Below are 19,202 nucleotides of genomic sequence, written 5' to 3'. Positions count from 1 at the left end.
CCCGCCGCGCTGGACGCTGGTGCCCGACTTGGTCGAAACGTTGGTGTTGCCCGACGGCGCGGTGTAACTGCCGCCGGAGACGCGCTGCCCGAGCGTGCCGGTACCGCCGTAGTTGTAGCGGTACTGGGTGTACCCGCCACCCGGGATCGGGATGAACCAGAACCCGCCGCTGTAGTGCCCGCCGTGGCTGCTCGCGTAGCTCTCGTCGCAGTACTTGTCGTCCTGGATGACCCCGTCGGACGTGACGCAGGACGCGGTGACCTCGGCGGGCTTCGCGATCGTGTAGAACGTCGCGACCAGCCCGACGAGACCGACGGTGACCCCGCTGCCGATCAGGATCTTGCGTTTGGTGGCCGCTTTCGCATCCGCCGCCTCCCGTGCCGCGACCGCTGCCTGCCGTTCGCGTTCCTGGTCGGCGATGGCCTGCTTGCGGGCCCGTTGTTCGGCCACCGAGGGCTGCCGCGGTTGCGTGTTCGCGTCCTGGAACCGCATCGAACCCGGCTTCTTCGGCTCCTCGGGCGGCTGCACGCCGCTGTTGTCGTCCTGCGTCATGTGCGCTCCGTAATCCCCCAGCACTGCATACCCCGCGTTCCACCCTAATCGACCCGGCACACGCGCGGTTCATGCGGCGCGGGCATCATGGGTATTGATGTCCCCAGGCTCCGAGCGGTTCCCTTCGCGCATGCAGACCCTGACCACCCGCGTGGTGATGGCCGGGGTGTTCTTCGGCGCGGTCATCGCGCTGGCCTTGAGCGTCGCCTTCTCCTGGACCGACACGCTCGCCGGCGGCGCGGGCGGCGGCGAGGGCAAGCTCAGCGAAGCCGCCCAGCAGGCGTTCCACTCGCCGCCGGGCACCTGCCTGACCTGGAGCGCCAAGGACGCCTCCGACGCGCACCAGGTGCCGTGCACGCAGCCGCACCTGTTCGAGGTCACGACCGTGGTCGACATCGGCGCGAAGTACCCGCAGCAGGCTCCGTTCCCGAGCCTCGACCAGTGGCAGGACATCGCGCAGCAGCAGTGCAACGCCGATGTGCGGCCGTATCTCGGCCACCCGCTCGACCCGTACGGCAAGCTCACCACCAACCTGCTGCGGCCCACGTCGGCGCAGTGGTCAGACGGCGACCGCCAGCTGCGCTGCGGCCTGCAGTTCGCCGGTCCGGGCGGAACGCTGCAGCCCACCACCGGCGCGGCGAAGACTCAGGACCAGTCGATGGTGTGGGCCCCGGGCACCTGTCTCGCGCTCGCGGGCAAGGGCGTCGGCGACCCGATCGACTGCGGCAAGCCGCACTCGTACGAGATCATCGCGACGCTCGACCTCGCCGCGCACTTCAAGGACGGCTACCCCAAGCTGGACGACCAGAAGTCCTGGCTCGACACCGAATGCAACAAGGCCGCGAAGGACTACACCGGCAGCGCCGACCTTTCCGCGAAGAAGCTCACGCTGGGCTGGGACTCGCGCGAGCAGGAGAGCTGGGACGCCGGGTCCACCAAGGTCAACTGCAAGGTCGCGGCCACGCTGCAGGACGGCAGCGGATTCCAGGCCGTCACCGGAAGCGTGAAGAGCGGGGCGTCGAACTCTTCCGGCCAGCAGCAGAGCCCGCCGCCCAGTTCCAGCTCCGGTTCCGGCGGAGGCAACTGAGCCGTGCCCGTCGAGATGAGCCAGGCGCGGTTCGAGGAACTGGTCTCCGACGCGCTCGACCAGGTGCCCGCGGAGTTCGCCGCGGCGATGGACAACGTCGTGGTGCTGGTCGAGGACTTCAACGAGGAAGCACCGGACATCCTCGGGCTCTATCACGGCATCGCGCTCACCGAGCGCACCAGCCACTACAGCGGGGCGCTGCCGGACCGGATCTCGATCTACCGCGAGCCGATNGCCGATCCTCGACATCTGCGACACCGAGGACGACGTCGTCGAGGAAGTGCTGATCACGGTGATGCACGAACTCGGCCACCACTTCGGCATCGACGACGAGCGGCTGCACGAGCTCGGCTGGGGCTGATTCCGGCGGCACCCCGCCAACCCGTTGCTCTTCCCTGATCGACACCGCGCCGCAACTGCGGAAACCACCGAAGGTCACCGAAGCATCACAGAACGCGGCCGATCTCCCTAGACTGGCCTCACCAGGGCGTTTCCTTTCCTTGTGAGGTGGTTCGTGTCGCATCGCCAGACGGACAGCCGGCTTCGCTGGCTGCTCGCCTCAAGCGGCACGTCGAACCTCGCCGACGGCATCGCCAAGGTCGCTTTCCCGCTGTTGGCCACCACGCTGACCCGCGATCCGGTGGAGATCGCCGCGCTGTCGGCAGTGCAGTTCCTGCCGTGGCTGCTGTTCGCCATCCCGGCGGGCACGCTCGTCGACCGGATCGACCGCAAGAAGGCGATGATCGCCGCGAACGCGATGCGCGCGCTCGTGGTCGCCGCGGTCACCGCGCTGCTCGCGTTCGGTTCGGTGGAGATCTGGACGATCTACGTCGCGTCGCTGCTCGTCGGCATCGCGGAGACGGTCGCGGAGAGCGCGGCGAACGTGCTGCCGCCCGCGCTGGTCGAGGCGGACCGGCTGGAGAGCGCGAACAGCAAGCTGCAGGCGTGCGAGATCGTCGGCCAGACGTTCCTCGGCGGCCCGGTCGGCAGCGCTACCTTCGCGATGTTCGCGGTCTTCCCGTTCCTGCTCTCGTCGGCCGGGTTCGCGGTCGGCGCCGCGGTGCTGCTGGGCATGGCGGGCAGCTACCGGCCGCGGCAGGAAACCAAGTCGCACATCCGGGCGGATTTCGCGGACGGCTTCCGCTGGCTGCGACGGCATTCGCTGCTGCCGCGGCTGCTCGCGATCGCCGGTCTGCTCAGCCTGATCAGCGAGCTGGCCCAGGCGCAGCTGGTGCTGTACGCGCTGGAAGACCTGCATTTGTCCGACGCGACCTTCGGCGCTTTCGCGTTCGTCGGCGGTGCGGGCGGGTTGCTCGGTGCTGGGCTGACGCCGCGGCTGGTCCGGCGCGTCGGACGGCGGGCGGTTCTGGTCGGCGGGGTGCTGTTCTGCGCGCTCGGCTTCGGCGGCATGGGCCTGGTGCGCCAGCCGGCGGTGTCCGCGGTGCTGTTCGGCGTGTTCGCGGCGGCGGTGGTGGCGGTCAACGTCGTGCTCGCGACCGCGCGCCACACCCTCGTGCCGGGCGAACTGCTTGGCCGTGTGCTCGGGGTCTGGCGCACCGTCGTCTGGGGCGCGATCCCGCTCGGCGCGCTGCTCGGCGGATTGCTCACCAAGCTGCTCGGTTCGGCGGGCGGCACCTTCGCCGCGTCCGGCCTGCTGCTGCTGTTCGTGACCGGTTATGCACTGTTCGCGCTGCGCGGGCACCCGCTCGATGACAAAACGGCCTCGACCGGCGACGGAGTCCGTTCGCAGCAGTGATCCGGCACGGTTTTGGTGCTGAAATAACACCTCACCCCGGCCGCCGGAGGTACGTGATGACCGCGCTCGACACCCCGCCGCTGCCGGACGATGACCGCGACACCGAGCTGGACTCGCCCCCGCCCGCCTCCCGTCGGCCGCTCGTCCTCGCCGCGGTCGCCGGATTCGTGCTCGGCGGATGCGTGCTCGGGCTGTTGTGGGGGCTGTCCGGCCAGCGCGCCGGAGCGAATGTCGACGCCGCGGCCGCCTGCGCCGCGTTCGCCCGCGCCGGGCACATCCCGGACACCACCGGCGGCGTCGACGCCGCGCAGTTCACCCGCATGTCCGACGACGCGGTGCACCGGGTCACCGGCTCGATGGAGCTGGCCACAGCGGCGGCGACCTTCGACGGCAACTACCAGCCGCTGGCCAAAGCCCTCGACGCGGTGAACAAGATGGTGCTCAGCAGCCGTTTCGACAACCGCGACGGGCAGGCCGCCGTCGTCCAGGCGGAACAACTCTGCGCGCGGGGCTGACCCCACGCGCAGAGCACCCGGTCAGGCCTTGTGCACGGTCTTCACGCCGAGCTGCTTGCCCGGGATGCTCGTGCCCGCGCAGCCAAGGCCGTCGAGCGGCACGAACTTCGACGCGGTCTCCTGCGGCAGGTACACGCGAAGGCCCTTGACCTGCGTCGGCTTGCAGACGCCTGGGTCGAAATTGCGCACCTGCGCGAACTGCACGTCGGCCGCGGCGGTCTGGCCGGGAGCCAGTTTCACCGGCGCGCCCTTGGTGCCGTCGCGCTCGGCGGCCGGACCGATCTGGGTGCCGTTTTCGCCGCCGACGTAGGACACGCCCGGGAAGCCCTGGATGGTGCACGGCTTGCCGCTGGTGTTCTTGATCAGCAGCGACCGGTACTCCGAGCCCGCGCCGGCGTCGCCGCCGCCCAGCGACAGGGACACGTCCCCGGCCTTGCACAGGCCGTTGTCGGCTGGCGGCTTCTCCACGGGCGCCGTACCTCCGCTCGGGGCGGACGACGCGGAAGAAGGAGCGGACGACGCGGCGGACGGTGCCGACGACATCGGGGCGCTGGACGGGGTGTCCGAACTCGCCGGCCCGCTCGCGGCGGGGGAACCTTGGCCGCACGCGGAAAGCAGCAGCGCCCCCGACGCGCCCACTGCGGACAGGAAGACCAGGGAAAACCACGGTTTCTTCGTGTTTGCCATCTCACTCGCCTCGCTGTGCTGGTGAACGCCGAACTAGGTGGAACCTCATCCGGTGGACGTTTCACGTCCAGGTCAGGTTGCCCCGCCTCGGATGACTTCCCCGCCCGGCCCGGCTTCACTCAGCGTTTCCCCGCACGAGTGATCAAGCCCTCACGAGAGCCGCGTGTCCACCCAGCGACGGCACTCCCACCCGCTCTCCGTCGCCTCCAGCTCAACGAACTTCGTATTCGGTATCAAAGCCTCGTTCGCCAGCTCAACAGGCACATTCGAGGCCAGCCACTCCCCCGCGAGCCGGATCGCTCCACCGTGGCTGACCAGCACGATCACCCCATCCGGCGAAGTTTGCTCGTGCTTGGCCCGCAGCTCGTTCGCCGCGCCGAGCATCCGCTCGCGCACCTGCGTGCCGGTCTCCCCACCGGGGATCGGGACGTCGAAGTCGCCTTCGGTCCACGCCTTCACCACGCGCAGGTAGACGCCGATCGAGTCTGTATCGGTGTTGCCCTCTAGATCGCCGGCGTCGACCTCCTTGACACCTTCGATCACCTGCACCTCGAACCCGAACGCCTCGGCCAGCGGAGCCGCGGTCTGCTGCGCACGCACTGCTTCCGACGCGTACACCGCCACGATCGGCTCGGCTCGCAGCTGCTCAGCGAGCGCCGCAGCCTGCTCGCGGCCGAGTTCGGTGAGCGGCGGACCGGGCAACGCGGTGTCCAGCGCGCGGCGGACGTTGCCCTCGGTCTGTCCATGCCGGACCAGCAGCAGCCTCATGCCGTCGCCTTCTTGAGGAGTTTCACGCTGGCAAGCCTGGAGCCAACGGCATGAACAGCGATGATTCGCTGGCAAGCTGCGCTCATGCGCCCTCTCCCTTCAAAACCGCGTCGACCCACGCCTGCGCGTCGAGGAAATCCTGGTTCCCCGCGCCCTCCTCGATGGTGGCCGCGACCTCGTCCGCCCGCGGGTGCGAGCCAAGAAACCGCAGGTGACAGCGGCGGCGCAGGGCGGTCATCGCGTCGATGATCCGGGGTTCGGCGACGTGGCCCTCGAAGTCGATGAAGAACCGGTATTCGCCGAAGTTGCTGCGGGTCGGCCGGGCGTCGATCCGGGTCAGGTTGATCCCGCGGCCGGCCAGTTCGACCAGCAGATCCGACAGCGTCCCGGTGCGGTTGACCGCGGCCGCGACGATCGAGGTGCGGTCGGCGCCGGTGGGCGCGGGCAGTTCGCCGGGGCGGCGCACCATCAGGAACCGGGTCTGCGCGTCGCGGACGTCGGCGACGCCGGTCGCCAGCTCCTCCAGCGGGTAGTGCTCGATCGCGACCGGCGCGGACACCGCCGCGTCGAAATCGCCCTCGACCACGCCGACCGCCGCCGCCGCGGTGGACGACGAGGCGACCGGGGTGGCGTCCGGCAGGTTCGCCTCCAGCCACTCGCGCACCTGTGCGAGCGCGTGCGGATGGCTCGCGACGGTGCGGATTTCGCCGCTGCCCGGCCGTTTGAGCACACTGAAGTGGATGGGCAGGATCGTCTCGGCCGTGGCGACGAGCGGGTCCCCGTCGCTGAGCCCGTCGAGTGTCGTGGGCACCACGCCCTCGACGGAATTCTCGATGGGCACGCACGCGGCGTCCGCGGCTCCGTCGCGGACGGCCTGCAACGCCAGCCGGACGGTCTCGTAGGGGGTCAGGTCCTCGCCCGGCGCGAGCGCGCGGGCGGCCTGCTCGGTGAACGTGCCCTGAGGGCCGAAATACGCGATCCGCAACACGAAGGTCAGGCTAGCGACCGCGCGCGTGGCGCTTTTCACTCGGACAGCCGGTGGCTAAACCAGTTACGCCGGGTGGCGTTTTTTGCCATGCTGGAAGGGTGACCGCCGACTCAGGCACACACGCCGGGCACGGGGAAGCCGTTTCGCCGGGTTCTCCCCGAACGCCGGAATTAGTGCTGTGCGCCGTCGATGAACCGCTGGCCGCGGCGTGGACCTCCGCCGTGGCGGGTTTCGGCGGCTCCGTCCGGGTGCACCGCGGTTCGGTGCTCGACATCTCCGCCCAGGCGGTGGTCAGCCCGGCCAACTCCTACGGCTGGATGCGCGGCGGGATCGACGCCGTCTACGCGCGGGCGTTTCCCGGCATCGAGCAGAGCGTGCGCAGCGCGGTACTGGCTTCCTACGGCGGTGAGCTGCCGATCGGCGAGTCGGTGATCGTCCCGACCGGCGAATCCGAACCGGCGTGGCTGATCAGCGCGCCGACCATGCGCGAACCCGGCGAACGGCTGCCCGCCGACACCGTCCACCCGTATCTCGCGGCGCGCGCGGTGTTCCTGCAATGGCAGCGCGGACAGCTGGATTCCGGCCCGGTCGCCTCGGCCGTGCGGACGATCGCGATGCCCGGGCTCGGCACCGGCGTCGGCGGCGTGGCCCCGGCCACGTGCGCCCGGCAGGTCGCCGCCGCGTGGCAGGAGGTTTTCGGGGCCGACGGTCACCTTCGGTGACCGAATATCTGCCGGCTCAAGGGTGCGTGCATCACATCACAGCGCGTTCACGCGCGGTAAGCCCTACCGTTGATACGGCGTTACGGAAGTAGCGCAGACGGAGCCAGCGCAGGCGACGGCCGAGGAGTGTGCGATGCCCACACGGGTCCGTGAACTCAGCCCTTATGTAGAGCTGCATCGGGAACAGTGGCGGGAGCTGCGCAGCTCCACTCCGCTGCCGCTGACCGCGGACGAGCTGGTCCGGCTCCGCGGGCTCGGGGAGCAGATCGATCTCGCCGAGGTCGCCGACGTGTACCTGCCGCTTTCGCGGCTGATCAATCTCCAGGTGAAGGCCCGGCAGCAGCTGTACGAGGCCACCACGACATTTCTCGGCGAGGACTGCCGGGGCACCAAGGCGCCGTTCGTGATCGGCATCGCGGGCAGCGTCGCGGTCGGCAAATCGACCACCGCCCGGATCCTGCGCACCCTGCTCGCCCGCTGGCCCGACCACCCGCGCGTCGACCTCGTGACGACCGACGGGTTCCTCTACTCGCGTGCCGAGCTGACCCGGCGCGGGATCATGCACCGCAAGGGTTTCCCGGAAAGCTACGACCGGCGCGCGCTGCTGCGGTTCGTCACCGAGGTGAAGTCCGGGGCCGAGCGGGTGTCCGCGCCGGTGTACTCGCACCTGGCCTACGACATCCTCCCGGACCAGGAACAGGTCGTGGAGCGGCCGGACATCCTCATCATCGAGGGGCTGAACGTCCTGCAGCCCGGCCCGAGCCTGACCGTCTCGGATCTGTTCGACTTCTCGATTTACGTCGACGCGCACATCGACGACATCGAGCACTGGTACGTCGAGCGATTCCTGAAGCTGCGGCACACCGCGTTCGCCGATCCCGCCTCGCACTTCCACCACTTCGCCGGCCTGCCCGACGACGAGGCCCGCGAAGAGGCGCGGCACCTGTGGCGCACCATCAACGAGCCGAATCTGATGGAGAACATCAAGCCGACTCGGCCCCGTGCGACTCTCGTGCTCCGCAAGGACGCCGACCACGCCATCAACCGTGTTCGATTGCGGAAACTCTGACTTTCACCCACACGCGTCTCTCTGGCCTCGTTCTGCACAGCGGCCGGAGTAATTGACCAATCGGCCAGAGTCTTCGTAACCACTTGGCCGATACCAGCGCCTCGGTCCGCAAGCGACCCTGAAAGCAGCAGGAAGTCGCACTTGACCTGCAAAGGAGGCCACGATGTTGACTATCGTCCTGACCTGGGTCGGCGCGGTATTGGGATTGACGCTGCTGGTCGCGATGGCCGCGGGGGCGTTCGTCGTCGACTTCGACGACGCACTGCGCGAACGGCGTGTGAAGGCACGCGGCACGGCGGAGCCGACCAGCTGAGGCCCGAGCTTCGGGTCCAGGCAAGATGTGCGGCATGAGTCCGGTGAGCCGCGCGCGCAAGAAGAGTTCCCTACCCACCGCCCCCAGCGTCAACGGTCTGTTCAAGGACGTGCTGCGGGACTTCTCCGCGGTCGCGGCCGAGCCCGGTCCGTTCGACATCGACCTGCTCGGTTCCGAGGTCGTCGGGCAGTGGCGGGACGTCGTCGTGGAGGACGAACCGGAAAGCCAGCTCGGACTGGAGCTGATCGCGTTCGCGCAGCGCAAGATCACGCCCGGCGCGGCGGCGCTGCTGGCCGCGCTGAAGGTGCTGGCCGAGTCCGAAGAGGAGCGTTCGGCGGCGGCCGAGGCGCTCGGCGTCGTGCTCGGCCGGGGCATCCCGGAGCCGGAGTGGGCCGCCGAGGTCGGGCAGGTCAGCGTCGGGGAATGCTGGCGCACCGGGGATGTCTACGGCGACGAGTCGTCGCTGCTGTGCGTCTTTTCCCGCGGCGACCACGCGCTCGGCCTGCTCGCGCTGCTGGACTTCACCGAGGGCGGCCGGGTGCGCGACCTGGTGGTCATCGAGGAGCCGCACGAGGTGCTCGCCGAAATGCGCTCGCAGGTCGAGGATGACGGCGAACTGGTCGTACTGGAGAAAATCGAGCCCGCCGACGCGCACCGGCTGCTGGTGTCCGGGATCGCGGCCACGGACGCGCTGGACGAGCCGGACGTCGGCGAGGACTACCCGCGGTTCCACGCCATCGCCCTGACCTGGGCGCGTTCGCTGCCGGACCCGGCCGAGGTTCCGCCGGTCGCCGAATGGACTGCCGCGCAACGCGAGGAAGCGGTCACCCGGTTCCTCGCCGGCACGAACCTGCCCGACGCCGACGCCGCCCGCGAAATCACCAACCTGCTGGTCGAGCACGGCTGCCGCACCGAACCGGCGAACCCGCTGCGCGTCGGCCCGGAAAAGCTGGCGCGGTTCCTCGAATCCTTGCTGGAGGGCGAGTACGAGCTGGAAGACGAGGACGCCGTCGCCCCGGTCGTGCTGTCCTGGGCAGGCTGGGCCGCGGCTCGCGCCGGACTGTCCGAAGTCGCCACGGCCGCGCTGCTGGAAGAAGTCACCGAGTATCTTGGCGAGTACCTCTCGGACGACGACGAGGAAGAGGACTTCAGCGACTACCTCGACGGCACTGAATCCGCCGACGAGGCACTGGAAGTGGTGGCCCGCCGCCAGTTCGCGGTGCCCGAACTGTCCACAGTGATCGGTGACGAGGAACTGGCCGACCTCGACCCCGGCGACCCGGAACAGCGTCGGCTGCTGGTGATCGGCGCACACCCGGAGTACCACGAATCGCTGGCCGCGGAAGAATTCGACGGCGCGGACGGCCTCCGCCTCGCCCTTGAGACGTCCATTGTGGACCAGCTGTGGGACGACGAGCCCGCCGAAGTGTGGACCGCCGCGCAGAACCTGCTACAGCAGGACCTTTCCCGCACCGACGTCCTCGACCGCCTGGTGACCGTCCTCGAAGGACAGTTGACCGAAACCGAGGAAGAAAACCAGCTCGACTACGACCTGGACGCCTACCGTGCCGCCTTGGCCGAACTCTAGCCCTTCGGAAGCGCGATCCGGGCCGACCGGATCTCCGCGAGCAACCGGGTCTTGCGGCGGTGGACGTTCACCAGCTCGGCGACGTAGCCGGTGAACTCCTCCGCCGTGCCCGCTTGCTTGTGCAGGGTGCGCAGTTTTTTGAGGCACTGCGCCGCTTCCCGGTACGCGCTGGCTTCTTTGTGCGCGATCAGCTGCTCGATGCGGTCGCGGTATCCCGGAATGGACTCTTCTTCTCGCGGGGCCGCTGTCCGCTGTGGAGTCAACATCCGTGCCGCATACGCGATCGCCTCGCTGTGCCGCCCAGCCGCCCGCAACACCCGGACGATCCTGAGGCTGACGTCCACTCGCGGCGGTTTGGCCGCGAGAATGGCGACCAGCCCGTCCACGTCCCCGCTGGCCTCGGCGATCTCCTCCCGCAGCCGCTCCGCGATCTCAAGCTTTTCTCCCGGCGCGCCAGCTATTTCGTCCACCATGGACTTCATCCGCGCGAGCCCGGCGTCCCCGAGTGCCGCCGCGAAGTCGGCCACCGCGACCGCCCGCCCGCTGAACGCCGCCTCCAGCACCCAGTCCGCGAGCTGCTCCGGATCCGGCGGCCGAGCCGCACAAGCCCGCGCGTACAACGCGACAGCCTGGTCAAGCCGCACCTCGAGGTCCGCCGCGAGCGCACCGTGCTGCTCAAGCATGCCCACGATGTCATCCACCGCCCGCCGGGCGAGCGGCGCGAGATCAGCGCGGCTGCCGGAGTCGAGCAGCCGCCGCACAGTATCGAGAACCGCACCGATTTTGGCGGTGTACTCGACCGGGTCGGGGACGCTCACGCGAACAGTCTGCCGTATGGCCCGTAACCAGCGTGTGGGCCAACGGCGTACTCTTTTCGGCCCAACCCGGACACCCCAGGTGAGCACCGCGTGATAGTCAGGTCCAGTGACCCTAGACGAGCTCACCCAGCGCCTCCGCGACTTCGCCGCCGCCCGGGACTGGGAACCGTTCCACACCCCGAAAAACCTGACGATGGCCCTGTCCGGCGAAGCAGGCGAGCTGATCGCCCTGTTCCAGTGGCTGACCCCGGAGGAAGCCGCGGACTGGCGCGCGGACCCGGTCCGGGAGTTCAACGTCCAAGACGAAATCGCCGACGTAATGCTGTACCTGGTCCGGCTGGCGGATGTGCTGGGGATCGACCTGCTGGAAGCAGCGAACGCGAAGGTGGACCGGAACGAGAAGAGGTTCCCTCCGCTAGCCCGCTGACCCGGCCGTCGCTCGCTTCGTCTCGTCGAGGTACCACCCGCCGACCAGCGCACCGGCCGCGAGAACAGCCAGCACGATCCCCGGACCCACCCCGGTGCCGCCGAACATCGCGATCACCGTGATGATCATCAGGATCAGTCCGGCCCCCATCAGCAGCCGCCCGATCAGCCGGTCACGGCTCGACGGCGTTTTCGGGTGCCTCGGCTCCGGGGCCGGAACGAATCCCCACAGCGCCGCGGCCTGGTCCAGCCGGACGACGTGCGCACCGAGTTCGAGCGCCCGGGACAGCCGCGGCTCGGACTCGCGCACCCCCGCGTCGTACACCAGGTGTGTGACCGAACCCGTCAGCTTTTTCGCGAGCTGGAACCCTTCCGACAGCACCCGCGCGCGCAACTGGTCCGCGTCCGCCGTCGTGCCGAGCACCAGTACCCTCGTCGGCTTGTCTCCGGTCGCGGTGACCTTGAGGTCCACCACCACTTCCAGCGCCCCGAGCGCGTCCGCGACCTGACGCAGTTCGCGGTACTCGGCGGAGGTCACCACTCCGTCGGCCTCCGCGACCCGGCGCAGCTCGGCGACGAAGCCGGTGTGGATCCGCTGTACCTCTGCCGCGGCCATCCCGGCTTCGGCCGCGAGAGCAGCGAGCGCCCAGATCTCCTCGTCGGTCAGGAACTGATCGCCGACCGCTTCGGCGAGCAGGTCGAGGTAAGCCTGCGCGACCGGTCCGCCGTCTGCCGCGGGAACCCGGTCCACGGCCTCGGCCATCCAGCCCTTCTCTGCGCCGGCCGCCGACCGGCGCAGAGCTGCCGTTTGGGACGCGTACCGCGGCAGTTCCGGAAAACGCACCGGCTGCGCGAACCGCAGGCCGTGCGTACCGACGAGCGCGATCATCGCCTGCGCGCACGCCCGGGCGGCCGGTTCGGCGAGGTAACCGGGGAAGTCCTCGATGCCGAAGGCGCGGGCGACGGTGGCGAGACGGTAGTTGGGCAGCGGCAATACCGCCCTCGCCGTGTCCTTGAGCGAGATCCCCGGCAGCGGAGGCAGCCGGACGCCTGACTGGCTGATCTCGACCAGGAGTCCTTCCACCGAGGACAGGTCGAGCGCCACGACGACCGCGCCCCGGCACAGGTCGAACAGCTGGCTGAGGATGTCTCCCAAGGCCGGCGCGTCAGCCAGTTCCGCCGCGGTGATGCGGTGCGGGTTGCGCCGGTTCGCGTCCGCGGCGACGACCGTCGCGAACTCGCCGAGGAACGTCCCGTCCCCGCGGAACCGGATCGCGGCGACCTCCAGGACACGGCCGGTGTGCAGTCCGGTCGTCTTCACGTCGAGTGCGGTGAATTCCGTGTCGCGCGCGGGCACCTGCCCGGTCGAGGACAGGGACAGTCGTTCGATCAGCTCGGCCATCGTGGATGCGCTTTCTCCTGGACAGTTCCCCTGACCATCGCGAGAAGCCGGCGAATCGTCACAGGCCGGACGGAAAACGCTGTCTTTGTGACAGATCCGTGACTCTTTCTTGGCTCTGGACAATCTGGCCGCCCTGCCGCGTAACACTTGCCATCGTTTTTGCGAACACCATTCGGCACCCGCCTCAGGAAGAGGAATTCCGAATGCACTCCACGCCCGCGCCGCCGTCGCGGCCCAAGCTGAAGCCCCCGACCTGGCTGACGGTCGTCCTCAGCGTCTTCGCGGTTCTCTTCATTCTCGGCGCGGTTTTCGGAAAGCCGGCACCGACGCCGGAACCGGTCGCCGCACCAGTCACCTCGTTCCCGACCTCGGCTCCGGCAACCACGTCGGCCAGCCCGGCGCCGGTGACCTACACCGTGGACAAAATCACCGACGCGGCCAATGTCGAATTGACCGGTTCCGACGGCAGCCATCGCACCGTGCACATCCTCGGCATCGAGGTGGCGACCGGAAACAACTGCTACGCAAGTGAAACGACTGTCTGGGCCAACAACAAGCTTGCCAGTACGGCGGTGAAGATCACCACGGACACCACTGACGGCGTCGCATTGGCCTTGAGCGACGGCACCGACTACGCGACCGCGGCGCTCTCGGCCGGATACGCCCGGCTGTCCGGCAATGTCGTCTCCGATTCGCTGCGCAACGCGGCGGACACGGCCCAGCAAGCTGCGACCGGAGTGTGGGCGGAACCGTGCAAAGGCATGATCACTGCGCCGACGCCGGTGCCGACTTTTACTCCGCAGAAGGAAACGCCCGCTCCCCCGCCTCCGCCGCGCACGTCTGAACAAGCCGCCCCGCCACCGGTCGAGGACGAGCCGGAACCTGAGCAGCCGAGCAATGTGTATTACAAGAACTGTGCGGCAGCGAAAGCTGCACACGCGGCTCCGCTCCACCGCGGCGAACCGGGCTACCGTCCCGGACTGGACCGCGACGGCGACGGCGTGGCCTGCGAGCGGTAACTCCTGGTGTCCTGCGGCACCACCGGCAGACGAACCGCCGCACAGCCCGTAACCTGGAGATATGCCGATCCAGGTGCTGCTAGTAGACGACCACGAACTCGTCCGGCGGGGCCTGCGCGACCTGCTCAGCGACGAGGCCGACCTGGAAGTGGTCGCCGAGGCCGGGAGCGTCGAGGAGGCGCTCGCGGTAGCCATGCACGTCGAGCCGGACGTCGCGGTCGTCGATGTTCGGCTCGGGGACGGCGACGGCATCACGCTCTGCCGCGAGCTGCGGTCCAAACCGAATCCGCCGGCCTGCCTCATGCTCACCGCGTTCGACGACGAGGAAGCCATGGTCGGCGCGATCATGGCGGGTGCTTCGGGCTATCTGCTCAAGCAGGTTCGCGGCCAGGACGTAGTGAACGCGGTCCGCGAGGTCGCCGCCGGCCGGTCGCTGCTCGACCCGGTCAGCACCGCTCGTGTGCTCGACAAACTGCGCCATCCACCGACCGACGAGCTGGCCGCCCTCACCGACCGCGAGCGCGACGTCCTGGAGCTGATCGGACAGGGACTGTCGAACCGCGAAATCGCCGAACGTCTTTTCCTCGCCGAGAAAACGGTGAAGAACTACGTGACGTCCGTGCTCGCGAAGCTCGGCATGCAGCGCCGCACCCAGGCAGCGGCGTGGATTGCCCGGCGCGGCAAGTGAATCAGCTGCCCGCGACGGCGCGGCCGTAGCGTTCGGACAGCTGTTGCAGCCGCGAGATCAGCTCCGGCGGCGATTCGACGGTGAAGTCCATCATCAGCATTCCAATGTAGACAGCCACGGTGTCCAAACTGTCCGCGCCGGTGACGAGCACGCAGTGGTGTTCGTCGATGGGTTCGACGACGCCGACCGTCGGATTGATCCGAGCCAGCACCTGGTCCGCCGGGGCGTCGATGCGCAGGCGCGCGTGCACGAGCCAGCCGCTCGCCGCGATCGTGCGCATCGCGAAGGCGGTGTAATCCCCGCCGGGCAGGGGATTCGGCTCGAACCGGCGACGGGTCGGCATCCGCGGCTGCATCAGGTCGACGCGGTAAGTCGCCCAGTCGCCGTCCCGCGGGTCGCGAGCGACCAGGTACCACCGCCGTTGCCAGCTCAGCAACCGGTACGGCTCGACCAGCCGCAACTCGTCCGCGTAGGCGAACCGGAGCCATTCGACGTGCCGGATCGCCCGCGCGACCTCCTGCAGCACGCCACCGTCGACCTCCGGATCGGGCGCGTCGGTGCCAGTGTTCTCCGGACCGCGGTCGATGGTCGAGCGCAGCGCGTCGACCGTCGGACGCAGTCTCGACGGCAGGACCTGTTCGAGCTTCGCGAGCGCTCGCGTGCCGGCCTCCTCGATCCCGGAGACGCCCGCCGCGGCCCGCAGCCCGACGGCGACCGCCACCGCCTCCTCGTCGTCCAGCAGGAGCGGCGGCAGCTTCCCGCCCGAGCCGAGCCGGTAGCCGCCGACGTTCCCGCGCGTCGCCTCGACGGGATAACCCAGGTCACGCAGCCGTTCGACGTCGTTCCGGATCGTGCGGGCCGAGACGCCCAGGCGCTCCGACAGTTCCCTGCCGCTCCGCCCAGCGGCGGTCTGCAGGAGAGCGAGAAGCGCCAGCAACCGCGCCGTCGGATCGGCCATCGAAACTCCCTGTTCTATTAGGAACTTAGCCTACCTAATAGCCTCCTAGTGTTCTTCTCATGACGAACGCGACCGCCTCCCTCGCCCTCCGCCCCTTCACCGTCGAGATCACCGACGCCGAACTCGCGGACCTGCACGACCGCCTCGCCCGCACCCGCCTGCCGCAGCCGTCGCCGACCGACGACTGGGACGCCGGCACCCCGAACGCCTACCTGCGGACAGCGCTCGAAGCGTGGCGGGCCTTCGACTGGCGCGCCGCCGAAGCGCGGATCAACTCCGTCCCGCACTTCACCACCGAGATCGACGGCCAGACGTTCCACTTCATCCACCTCCGCTCCGCCCACCCCGGCGCGACGCCGCTGCTGCTCGCGCACACCTACCCCGGCTCGTCGGTCGATTACTTAGACCTGATCGACCGCCTCGTCGACCCGGTCGCGCACGGCGGCCGCGCCGAGGACGCCTTCGACGTCGTCATCCCCGACGCGCCCGGCTACGGCTTCTCCCAGCCCGTCGCCGAGCCGGGCTGGACAGTCGCCCGCGTCGCCGCCGCGTACGACCGATTGATGCGCGGCCTCGGGTACGGCAGCTACGGGATCCACGGCTCGGACAACGGCGCGATGGTCGCCAGGGAACTAGGCCTGCTGAACCCGGACGGTTTCCTCGGCCTGCACGTTCTGCAGCTGTTCTCGTTCCCCTCCGGCGACCCGGCGGAGTTCGAACGCCTCGAACCGGCCGACCACGCCGGCCTCGCGCACATGCAATGGTTTCAATCAGTCGGTGGCTACAACACGATGAACGCCTCGCGCCCGCAGACGGTTTCCGTTGGCCTCAGCGACTCCCCGATCGGATTACTCGCCTACAGCGAGCTGTTCAACTCCTTCGGCAACGGGACCTCGCTCGTGCCGCTGGAAACGATCCTGCTGGAGGTGAGCGTGAACTGGTTCGCCAACGCCGCTTCCGGGATGAGCCGCAGCTACCTGGAGAACGCCCGCGCGCAGGCCGAGCCGCGGGTGAGCGACGCGCGCACCGGGGTGGCGGTGTTCAAGGACGACTTCCAGACCATCAGAACCTTCGCCGAACGCGACAACACCACCATCGTGCACTGGAGCCGCTTCGAGGAAGGCGGACACTTCGCGGCGATGGAACGCCCCGGCCTCCTCGCCGGCGATATTCGCGCTTTCTTCGCTAACCGCGACTGACCCCTGCTGAATCCGCGTCCCAACCCCGCCCGCGTTGCTGCGGACGAGGTTCTCGGCATCCAGGACAGAGCTGTGGGTAGCCGACTTGCGTGGATTGGTTCACCCAATTGAGTGCCGAATGGATGTTCGATTCTTCGCTACCATGGGGAACAGCTCGGTGGCAGACGAGAGAATTCGAGGAAGGAGCGTGTTCGATGACTCGTGAAGGCTGAATCTCTTGGTGCGCAGTGTGTTCACAGCGGCGGGTTCACAGCGGCGGGGTTACAGCGGGGCGGGGNCGGGTTCACAGCGGCGGGTTCACAGCGGCGCGAGGTTGATGCAGCGTGTTTGCTGCGAGCGATTCGGGACGAACGCGATTCAGGGCAACGATTCAGGGCAACGCAGAGGCAGCACGTTCGCTGCGATCCGAGGCGGCGGGTTCGAGACGACGGTGGCGTAGCGACGGGTTCGAGGCGGCAAGCCCGAAATGACACAAGGCCAACGTGGCGCTGTTTCACGACACTAGGTCGCCGCAACGCGGGGTCGACGACACAGTGCAGAACGAAGCAATGCCACGCGGCTGACGTGACGAGTCCGATGCAATGTCAGCTTGATGCGATGCGGTTACCGCGACGTGCGCGCGGCACGGTAACTGCCGCTTCGGGCTCGCGGCTGAGTGGGCTATTGCCTTGCATGCCATGGCAATGCGGTTACCGCGGTCGGTGTAACGCGAAGCGTCGCGGTGCGGCGGCGTTGCGACGGTGCGGCGGCGTTGCGACGGTGCGGCACGGCGGCGTCGCGGCACGGCGGCACGGCGGCGTTGCGACGTTGCGGCACGGCGGCGTTGCGGCGGCGTTGCGACCTAGCGGCAGCGTTTAGACGTTGCGGCGGTGCGGCGGCGGCATCGGCGATGCGGTTTCGCGATGCGGCATCGGCGCAGCGTCGTCGCAAACGTGGCGGTGTCGCAGTGCGGTCGCGTGGCGGAGGCGCGCCGCAATGCGGCGGCATCGCGCTGTGGCTGTGGTGTGGCGACGGCGCGGGGCGACGGCGCAGCTCAGTGTGGCGTGGCCGCGGCGTCGTGGTGTGGTGTTACGGCGTCGCAGCACAGTGCGGCGTCGCGGCGGCACAGTGCGGCGACGTCGGCAGTGCGGTCGCATCCCGCTGCAGCGGCGCGGCACAGTCGCGTCGGCGATGATGCGGCGACGTCGCCGTGGCGCAGTGCGGTGCGGCGGCGTGCGCCACTGCGCAATGTGGTCGCGTCGCGGCGCGGCATCATCGCACTACCACTGCGGCGTCGTCGTGGCGGACGTCCCGTCACCACTGCAATGAGAGCCGCCGCGCCGCAGTATCAACGTTGCGGCATGGCCGTCTTACCGTCGCTCACCGCGACGCGCTTGGACTGCATCACTCGCCACCACAACGCAGCTACCGAAACCCTTGCGCAGCACCACGACCACCGAAACGCTCACTCAAGCGGCAGATCAAACGCGACCAAAGTCCCCAAACTCGGCGAAGAATTGAGGAAAAACCGGCCACCAGCAGCATCAGCACGTTCGGCCAGATGCCGCAGCCCCCGGGTCGCGACCCCTTGCGGCACCCCGGATCCGTTATCGCGCACGCGAAGCTTCACTCCCTCGGCGTCGCGGGTCAGCGTCACGCGGGTCTCGCTCGCGCCGGAGTGGCGGACCACATTGGACAGTGCCTCGCGCAGTGCGGCGCGGATGTGGTCGGCCCGCTCGGCCGGGATGTCGGCGAACTCGCCCGACAGCTCCAGGGTCGGCGGATACCCGAGCAGCTCGCCTGCGATGCGCACTTCGCCGCGCGCGGATTCGGCGAGGTCGGTCGGGGCTCCCGGGTCGTGGCGTGGCTCCGGCGAGCGCAGTGCGCGCACGGTGCCGCGGATTTCCTCGATGGTCTGGTCCAGCTGGTCGATCGCGTCGGACAGCCGGGCCCCATCGGCCTGGGCGAAGCGTTTGCGCATGTTGCGGCGGACCCGGTCCAGCTGCATGCCGGTGCCGTAGAGCCGTTGCACGATCACGTCGTGCAGCTCGCGGGCGATGCGTTCGCGCTCTTGGTAGAGGGTCACGCGATGCCGCGCGTTCGCGCCCTCCGCCAGCGCGAGCACCACCCCGGCCTGCGCCGCGAACGCCGCGAGCATCTCGACCGTGCCCGCGGAAAACGGCTCGCGACCTTGCCGTCGATACACCGTGAGCGCGCCAAGCACTCGCCCGCCGGAGCCGAACGGCGCGGCCGCGAACGGTCCGTACCCGCGCAGTTCGTCCGGCACATACGGTGCCGTGCGCGGATCGACGATGAAGTCCTCCGCCGCGATCGGCTCACTGCCGCGCGCGACCTGGCCTGCCGCGGAATCCATTTCGAGCGTCAGCCCGCGCAGCTCGCCGACCGGGCCGCCTTCACCGTCGCCCGTCTGCACCTCGGCGAGAAAGCCGTCGACCCCATACGCCGCCTCGACCACGACGCGTCCGTCATCGGCACTGACCATCGCCAGGCCGAGGTCGGCGTCCGCCAGTTCGACAGCTCTGGCCACGACTGTTTCCAGCACCCCCTCCGGTTCGTCCCCGGACAGCGCGGTGCTGGTGATCTCCGTGGCCGCGGAAAGGGCACGCGCGGCGAGTGTCGGGTCCATGAGCAACTCCGACCTTAGCGC

The 19,202-nt window shown here is 69.1% G+C and carries 19 protein-coding genes and 1 pseudogene; 12 read left to right on the top strand and 8 right to left on the bottom strand.

All coding sequences use genetic code 11. The features are described 5' to 3' along the window. Positions 1 to 552, bottom strand: a 552-nt coding sequence (locus A4R44_RS10185) for a hypothetical protein (RefSeq protein WP_067578788.1), incomplete at its 3' end; no start/stop codon positions are given. A 97-nt stretch (positions 553 to 649) separates the two neighbouring features. Between A4R44_RS10185 and A4R44_RS10180 the strand changes: the two genes are divergently transcribed. From A4R44_RS10180 to A4R44_RS10165, 4 genes and pseudogenes are all read left to right on the top strand, one after another. Further along, the gene (locus A4R44_RS10180) at positions 650 to 1,639 is read left to right on the top strand and encodes a septum formation family protein (protein ID WP_067578584.1); all 990 of its coding nucleotides are present in this window, start codon (positions 650 to 652) and stop codon (positions 1,637 to 1,639) included. A 3-nt stretch (positions 1,640 to 1,642) separates the two neighbouring features. Beyond that, positions 1,643 to 2,000, top strand: a pseudogene (locus tag A4R44_RS10175) (metallopeptidase family protein). Positions 2,001 to 2,153: 153 nt separating this feature from the next. Continuing rightward, positions 2,154 to 3,395, top strand: coding sequence for an MFS transporter (locus A4R44_RS10170; protein ID WP_198545235.1), 1,242 nt, complete (start codon positions 2,154 to 2,156; stop codon positions 3,393 to 3,395). Positions 3,396 to 3,451: 56 nt separating this feature from the next. Next, positions 3,452 to 3,910 carry a hypothetical protein gene (locus A4R44_RS10165; RefSeq protein ID WP_067578580.1) on the top strand — a complete coding sequence of 153 codons (459 nt, stop codon included), beginning with the start codon at positions 3,452 to 3,454 and terminating at the stop codon, positions 3,908 to 3,910. A 21-nt stretch (positions 3,911 to 3,931) separates the two neighbouring features. Here A4R44_RS10165 and A4R44_RS10160 read toward each other — a convergent pair whose 3' ends face one another. The 3 genes from A4R44_RS10160 to pheA form a co-directional block, all read right to left on the bottom strand. Continuing rightward, entirely contained in the window at positions 3,932 to 4,597 is a 666-nt protein-coding gene (locus A4R44_RS10160) for a DUF4232 domain-containing protein (RefSeq protein WP_067578578.1), read from the bottom strand. 150 nt (positions 4,598 to 4,747) lie between these two features. Beyond that, complete coding sequence (locus tag A4R44_RS10155; RefSeq protein WP_067578576.1) at positions 4,748 to 5,365, bottom strand: histidine phosphatase family protein; 618 nt, start codon at positions 5,363 to 5,365, stop codon at positions 4,748 to 4,750. Positions 5,366 to 5,447: 82 nt separating this feature from the next. Further along, positions 5,448 to 6,353, bottom strand: a complete 906-nt coding sequence (pheA, locus tag A4R44_RS10150; RefSeq protein WP_067578785.1) for a prephenate dehydratase — start codon at positions 6,351 to 6,353, stop codon at positions 5,448 to 5,450. A 98-nt stretch (positions 6,354 to 6,451) separates the two neighbouring features. Here pheA and A4R44_RS10145 point away from each other — a divergent pair, with 98 nt between their 5' ends. From A4R44_RS10145 to A4R44_RS10135, 4 genes are all read left to right on the top strand, one after another. After that, positions 6,452 to 7,075 carry a macro domain-containing protein gene (locus A4R44_RS10145; protein WP_067578574.1) on the top strand — a complete coding sequence of 208 codons (624 nt, stop codon included), beginning with the start codon at positions 6,452 to 6,454 and terminating at the stop codon, positions 7,073 to 7,075. Between the two features lie 133 nt (positions 7,076 to 7,208). Further along, positions 7,209 to 8,144: a type I pantothenate kinase gene (gene coaA, locus A4R44_RS10140; protein ID WP_067578572.1), complete on the top strand. Its 936-nt coding sequence runs from the start codon at positions 7,209 to 7,211 to the stop codon at positions 8,142 to 8,144. Positions 8,145 to 8,307: 163 nt separating this feature from the next. Continuing rightward, positions 8,308 to 8,457, top strand: coding sequence for a hypothetical protein (locus A4R44_RS48905; protein WP_009085794.1), 150 nt, complete (start codon positions 8,308 to 8,310; stop codon positions 8,455 to 8,457). Between the two features lie 34 nt (positions 8,458 to 8,491). Continuing rightward, a complete protein-coding gene (locus A4R44_RS10135; protein ID WP_067578570.1) occupies positions 8,492 to 10,045 on the top strand; it encodes a hypothetical protein in 1,554 nt (517 codons plus the stop codon). On the opposite strand, the gene A4R44_RS10130 is transcribed toward A4R44_RS10135, so the two are convergent. Beyond that, positions 10,042 to 10,863 carry a hypothetical protein gene (locus A4R44_RS10130; RefSeq protein ID WP_232791559.1) on the bottom strand — a complete coding sequence of 274 codons (822 nt, stop codon included), beginning with the start codon at positions 10,861 to 10,863 and terminating at the stop codon, positions 10,042 to 10,044. The genes A4R44_RS10135 and A4R44_RS10130 overlap by 4 nt on opposite strands. A 106-nt stretch (positions 10,864 to 10,969) precedes the next feature. Here A4R44_RS10130 and A4R44_RS10125 point away from each other — a divergent pair, with 106 nt between their 5' ends. Then, the gene (locus tag A4R44_RS10125) at positions 10,970 to 11,290 is read left to right on the top strand and encodes a nucleotide pyrophosphohydrolase (protein WP_067578566.1); all 321 of its coding nucleotides are present in this window, start codon (positions 10,970 to 10,972) and stop codon (positions 11,288 to 11,290) included. Here A4R44_RS10125 and A4R44_RS10120 read toward each other — a convergent pair. Further along, positions 11,279 to 12,691: a 3'-5' exonuclease gene (locus tag A4R44_RS10120; RefSeq protein ID WP_232791558.1), complete on the bottom strand. Its 1,413-nt coding sequence runs from the start codon at positions 12,689 to 12,691 to the stop codon at positions 11,279 to 11,281. The two genes, A4R44_RS10125 and A4R44_RS10120, sit on opposite strands and share 12 nt — an antisense overlap. Before the next feature lie 203 nt (positions 12,692 to 12,894). Between A4R44_RS10120 and A4R44_RS10115 the strand changes: the two genes are divergently transcribed. Next, positions 12,895 to 13,710, top strand: coding sequence for an excalibur calcium-binding domain-containing protein (locus A4R44_RS10115; protein WP_067578564.1), 816 nt, complete (start codon positions 12,895 to 12,897; stop codon positions 13,708 to 13,710). A 61-nt stretch (positions 13,711 to 13,771) separates the two neighbouring features. Then, entirely contained in the window at positions 13,772 to 14,398 is a 627-nt protein-coding gene (locus A4R44_RS10110; RefSeq protein ID WP_009085782.1) for a response regulator transcription factor, read from the top strand. A gap of 1 nt (position 14,399) precedes the next feature. On the opposite strand, the gene A4R44_RS10105 is transcribed toward A4R44_RS10110, so the two are convergent. After that, complete coding sequence (locus tag A4R44_RS10105) at positions 14,400 to 15,356, bottom strand: YafY family protein (RefSeq protein ID WP_067578561.1); 957 nt, start codon at positions 15,354 to 15,356, stop codon at positions 14,400 to 14,402. Positions 15,357 to 15,415: 59 nt separating this feature from the next. On the opposite strand from A4R44_RS10105, the gene A4R44_RS10100 reads away from it, so the two are divergent. Then, positions 15,416 to 16,555 carry an epoxide hydrolase family protein gene (locus A4R44_RS10100; protein WP_067578559.1) on the top strand — a complete coding sequence of 380 codons (1,140 nt, stop codon included), beginning with the start codon at positions 15,416 to 15,418 and terminating at the stop codon, positions 16,553 to 16,555. Positions 16,556 to 17,999: 1,444 nt separating this feature from the next. Here the strand turns inward: A4R44_RS10100 and A4R44_RS10095 are convergent. Beyond that, entirely contained in the window at positions 18,000 to 19,181 is a 1,182-nt protein-coding gene (locus A4R44_RS10095; protein ID WP_095213262.1) for a GAF domain-containing sensor histidine kinase, read from the bottom strand. Positions 19,182 to 19,202 lie beyond the last annotated feature (21 nt).

It is taken from the genome of Amycolatopsis sp. M39, from assembly GCF_001651785.1.
Taxonomy (GTDB): domain Bacteria; phylum Actinomycetota; class Actinomycetes; order Mycobacteriales; family Pseudonocardiaceae; genus Amycolatopsis; species Amycolatopsis rubida.
Note: the sequence above shows the minus strand (reverse complement) of the source record. Positions and strands in the feature narration are given on the sequence as shown.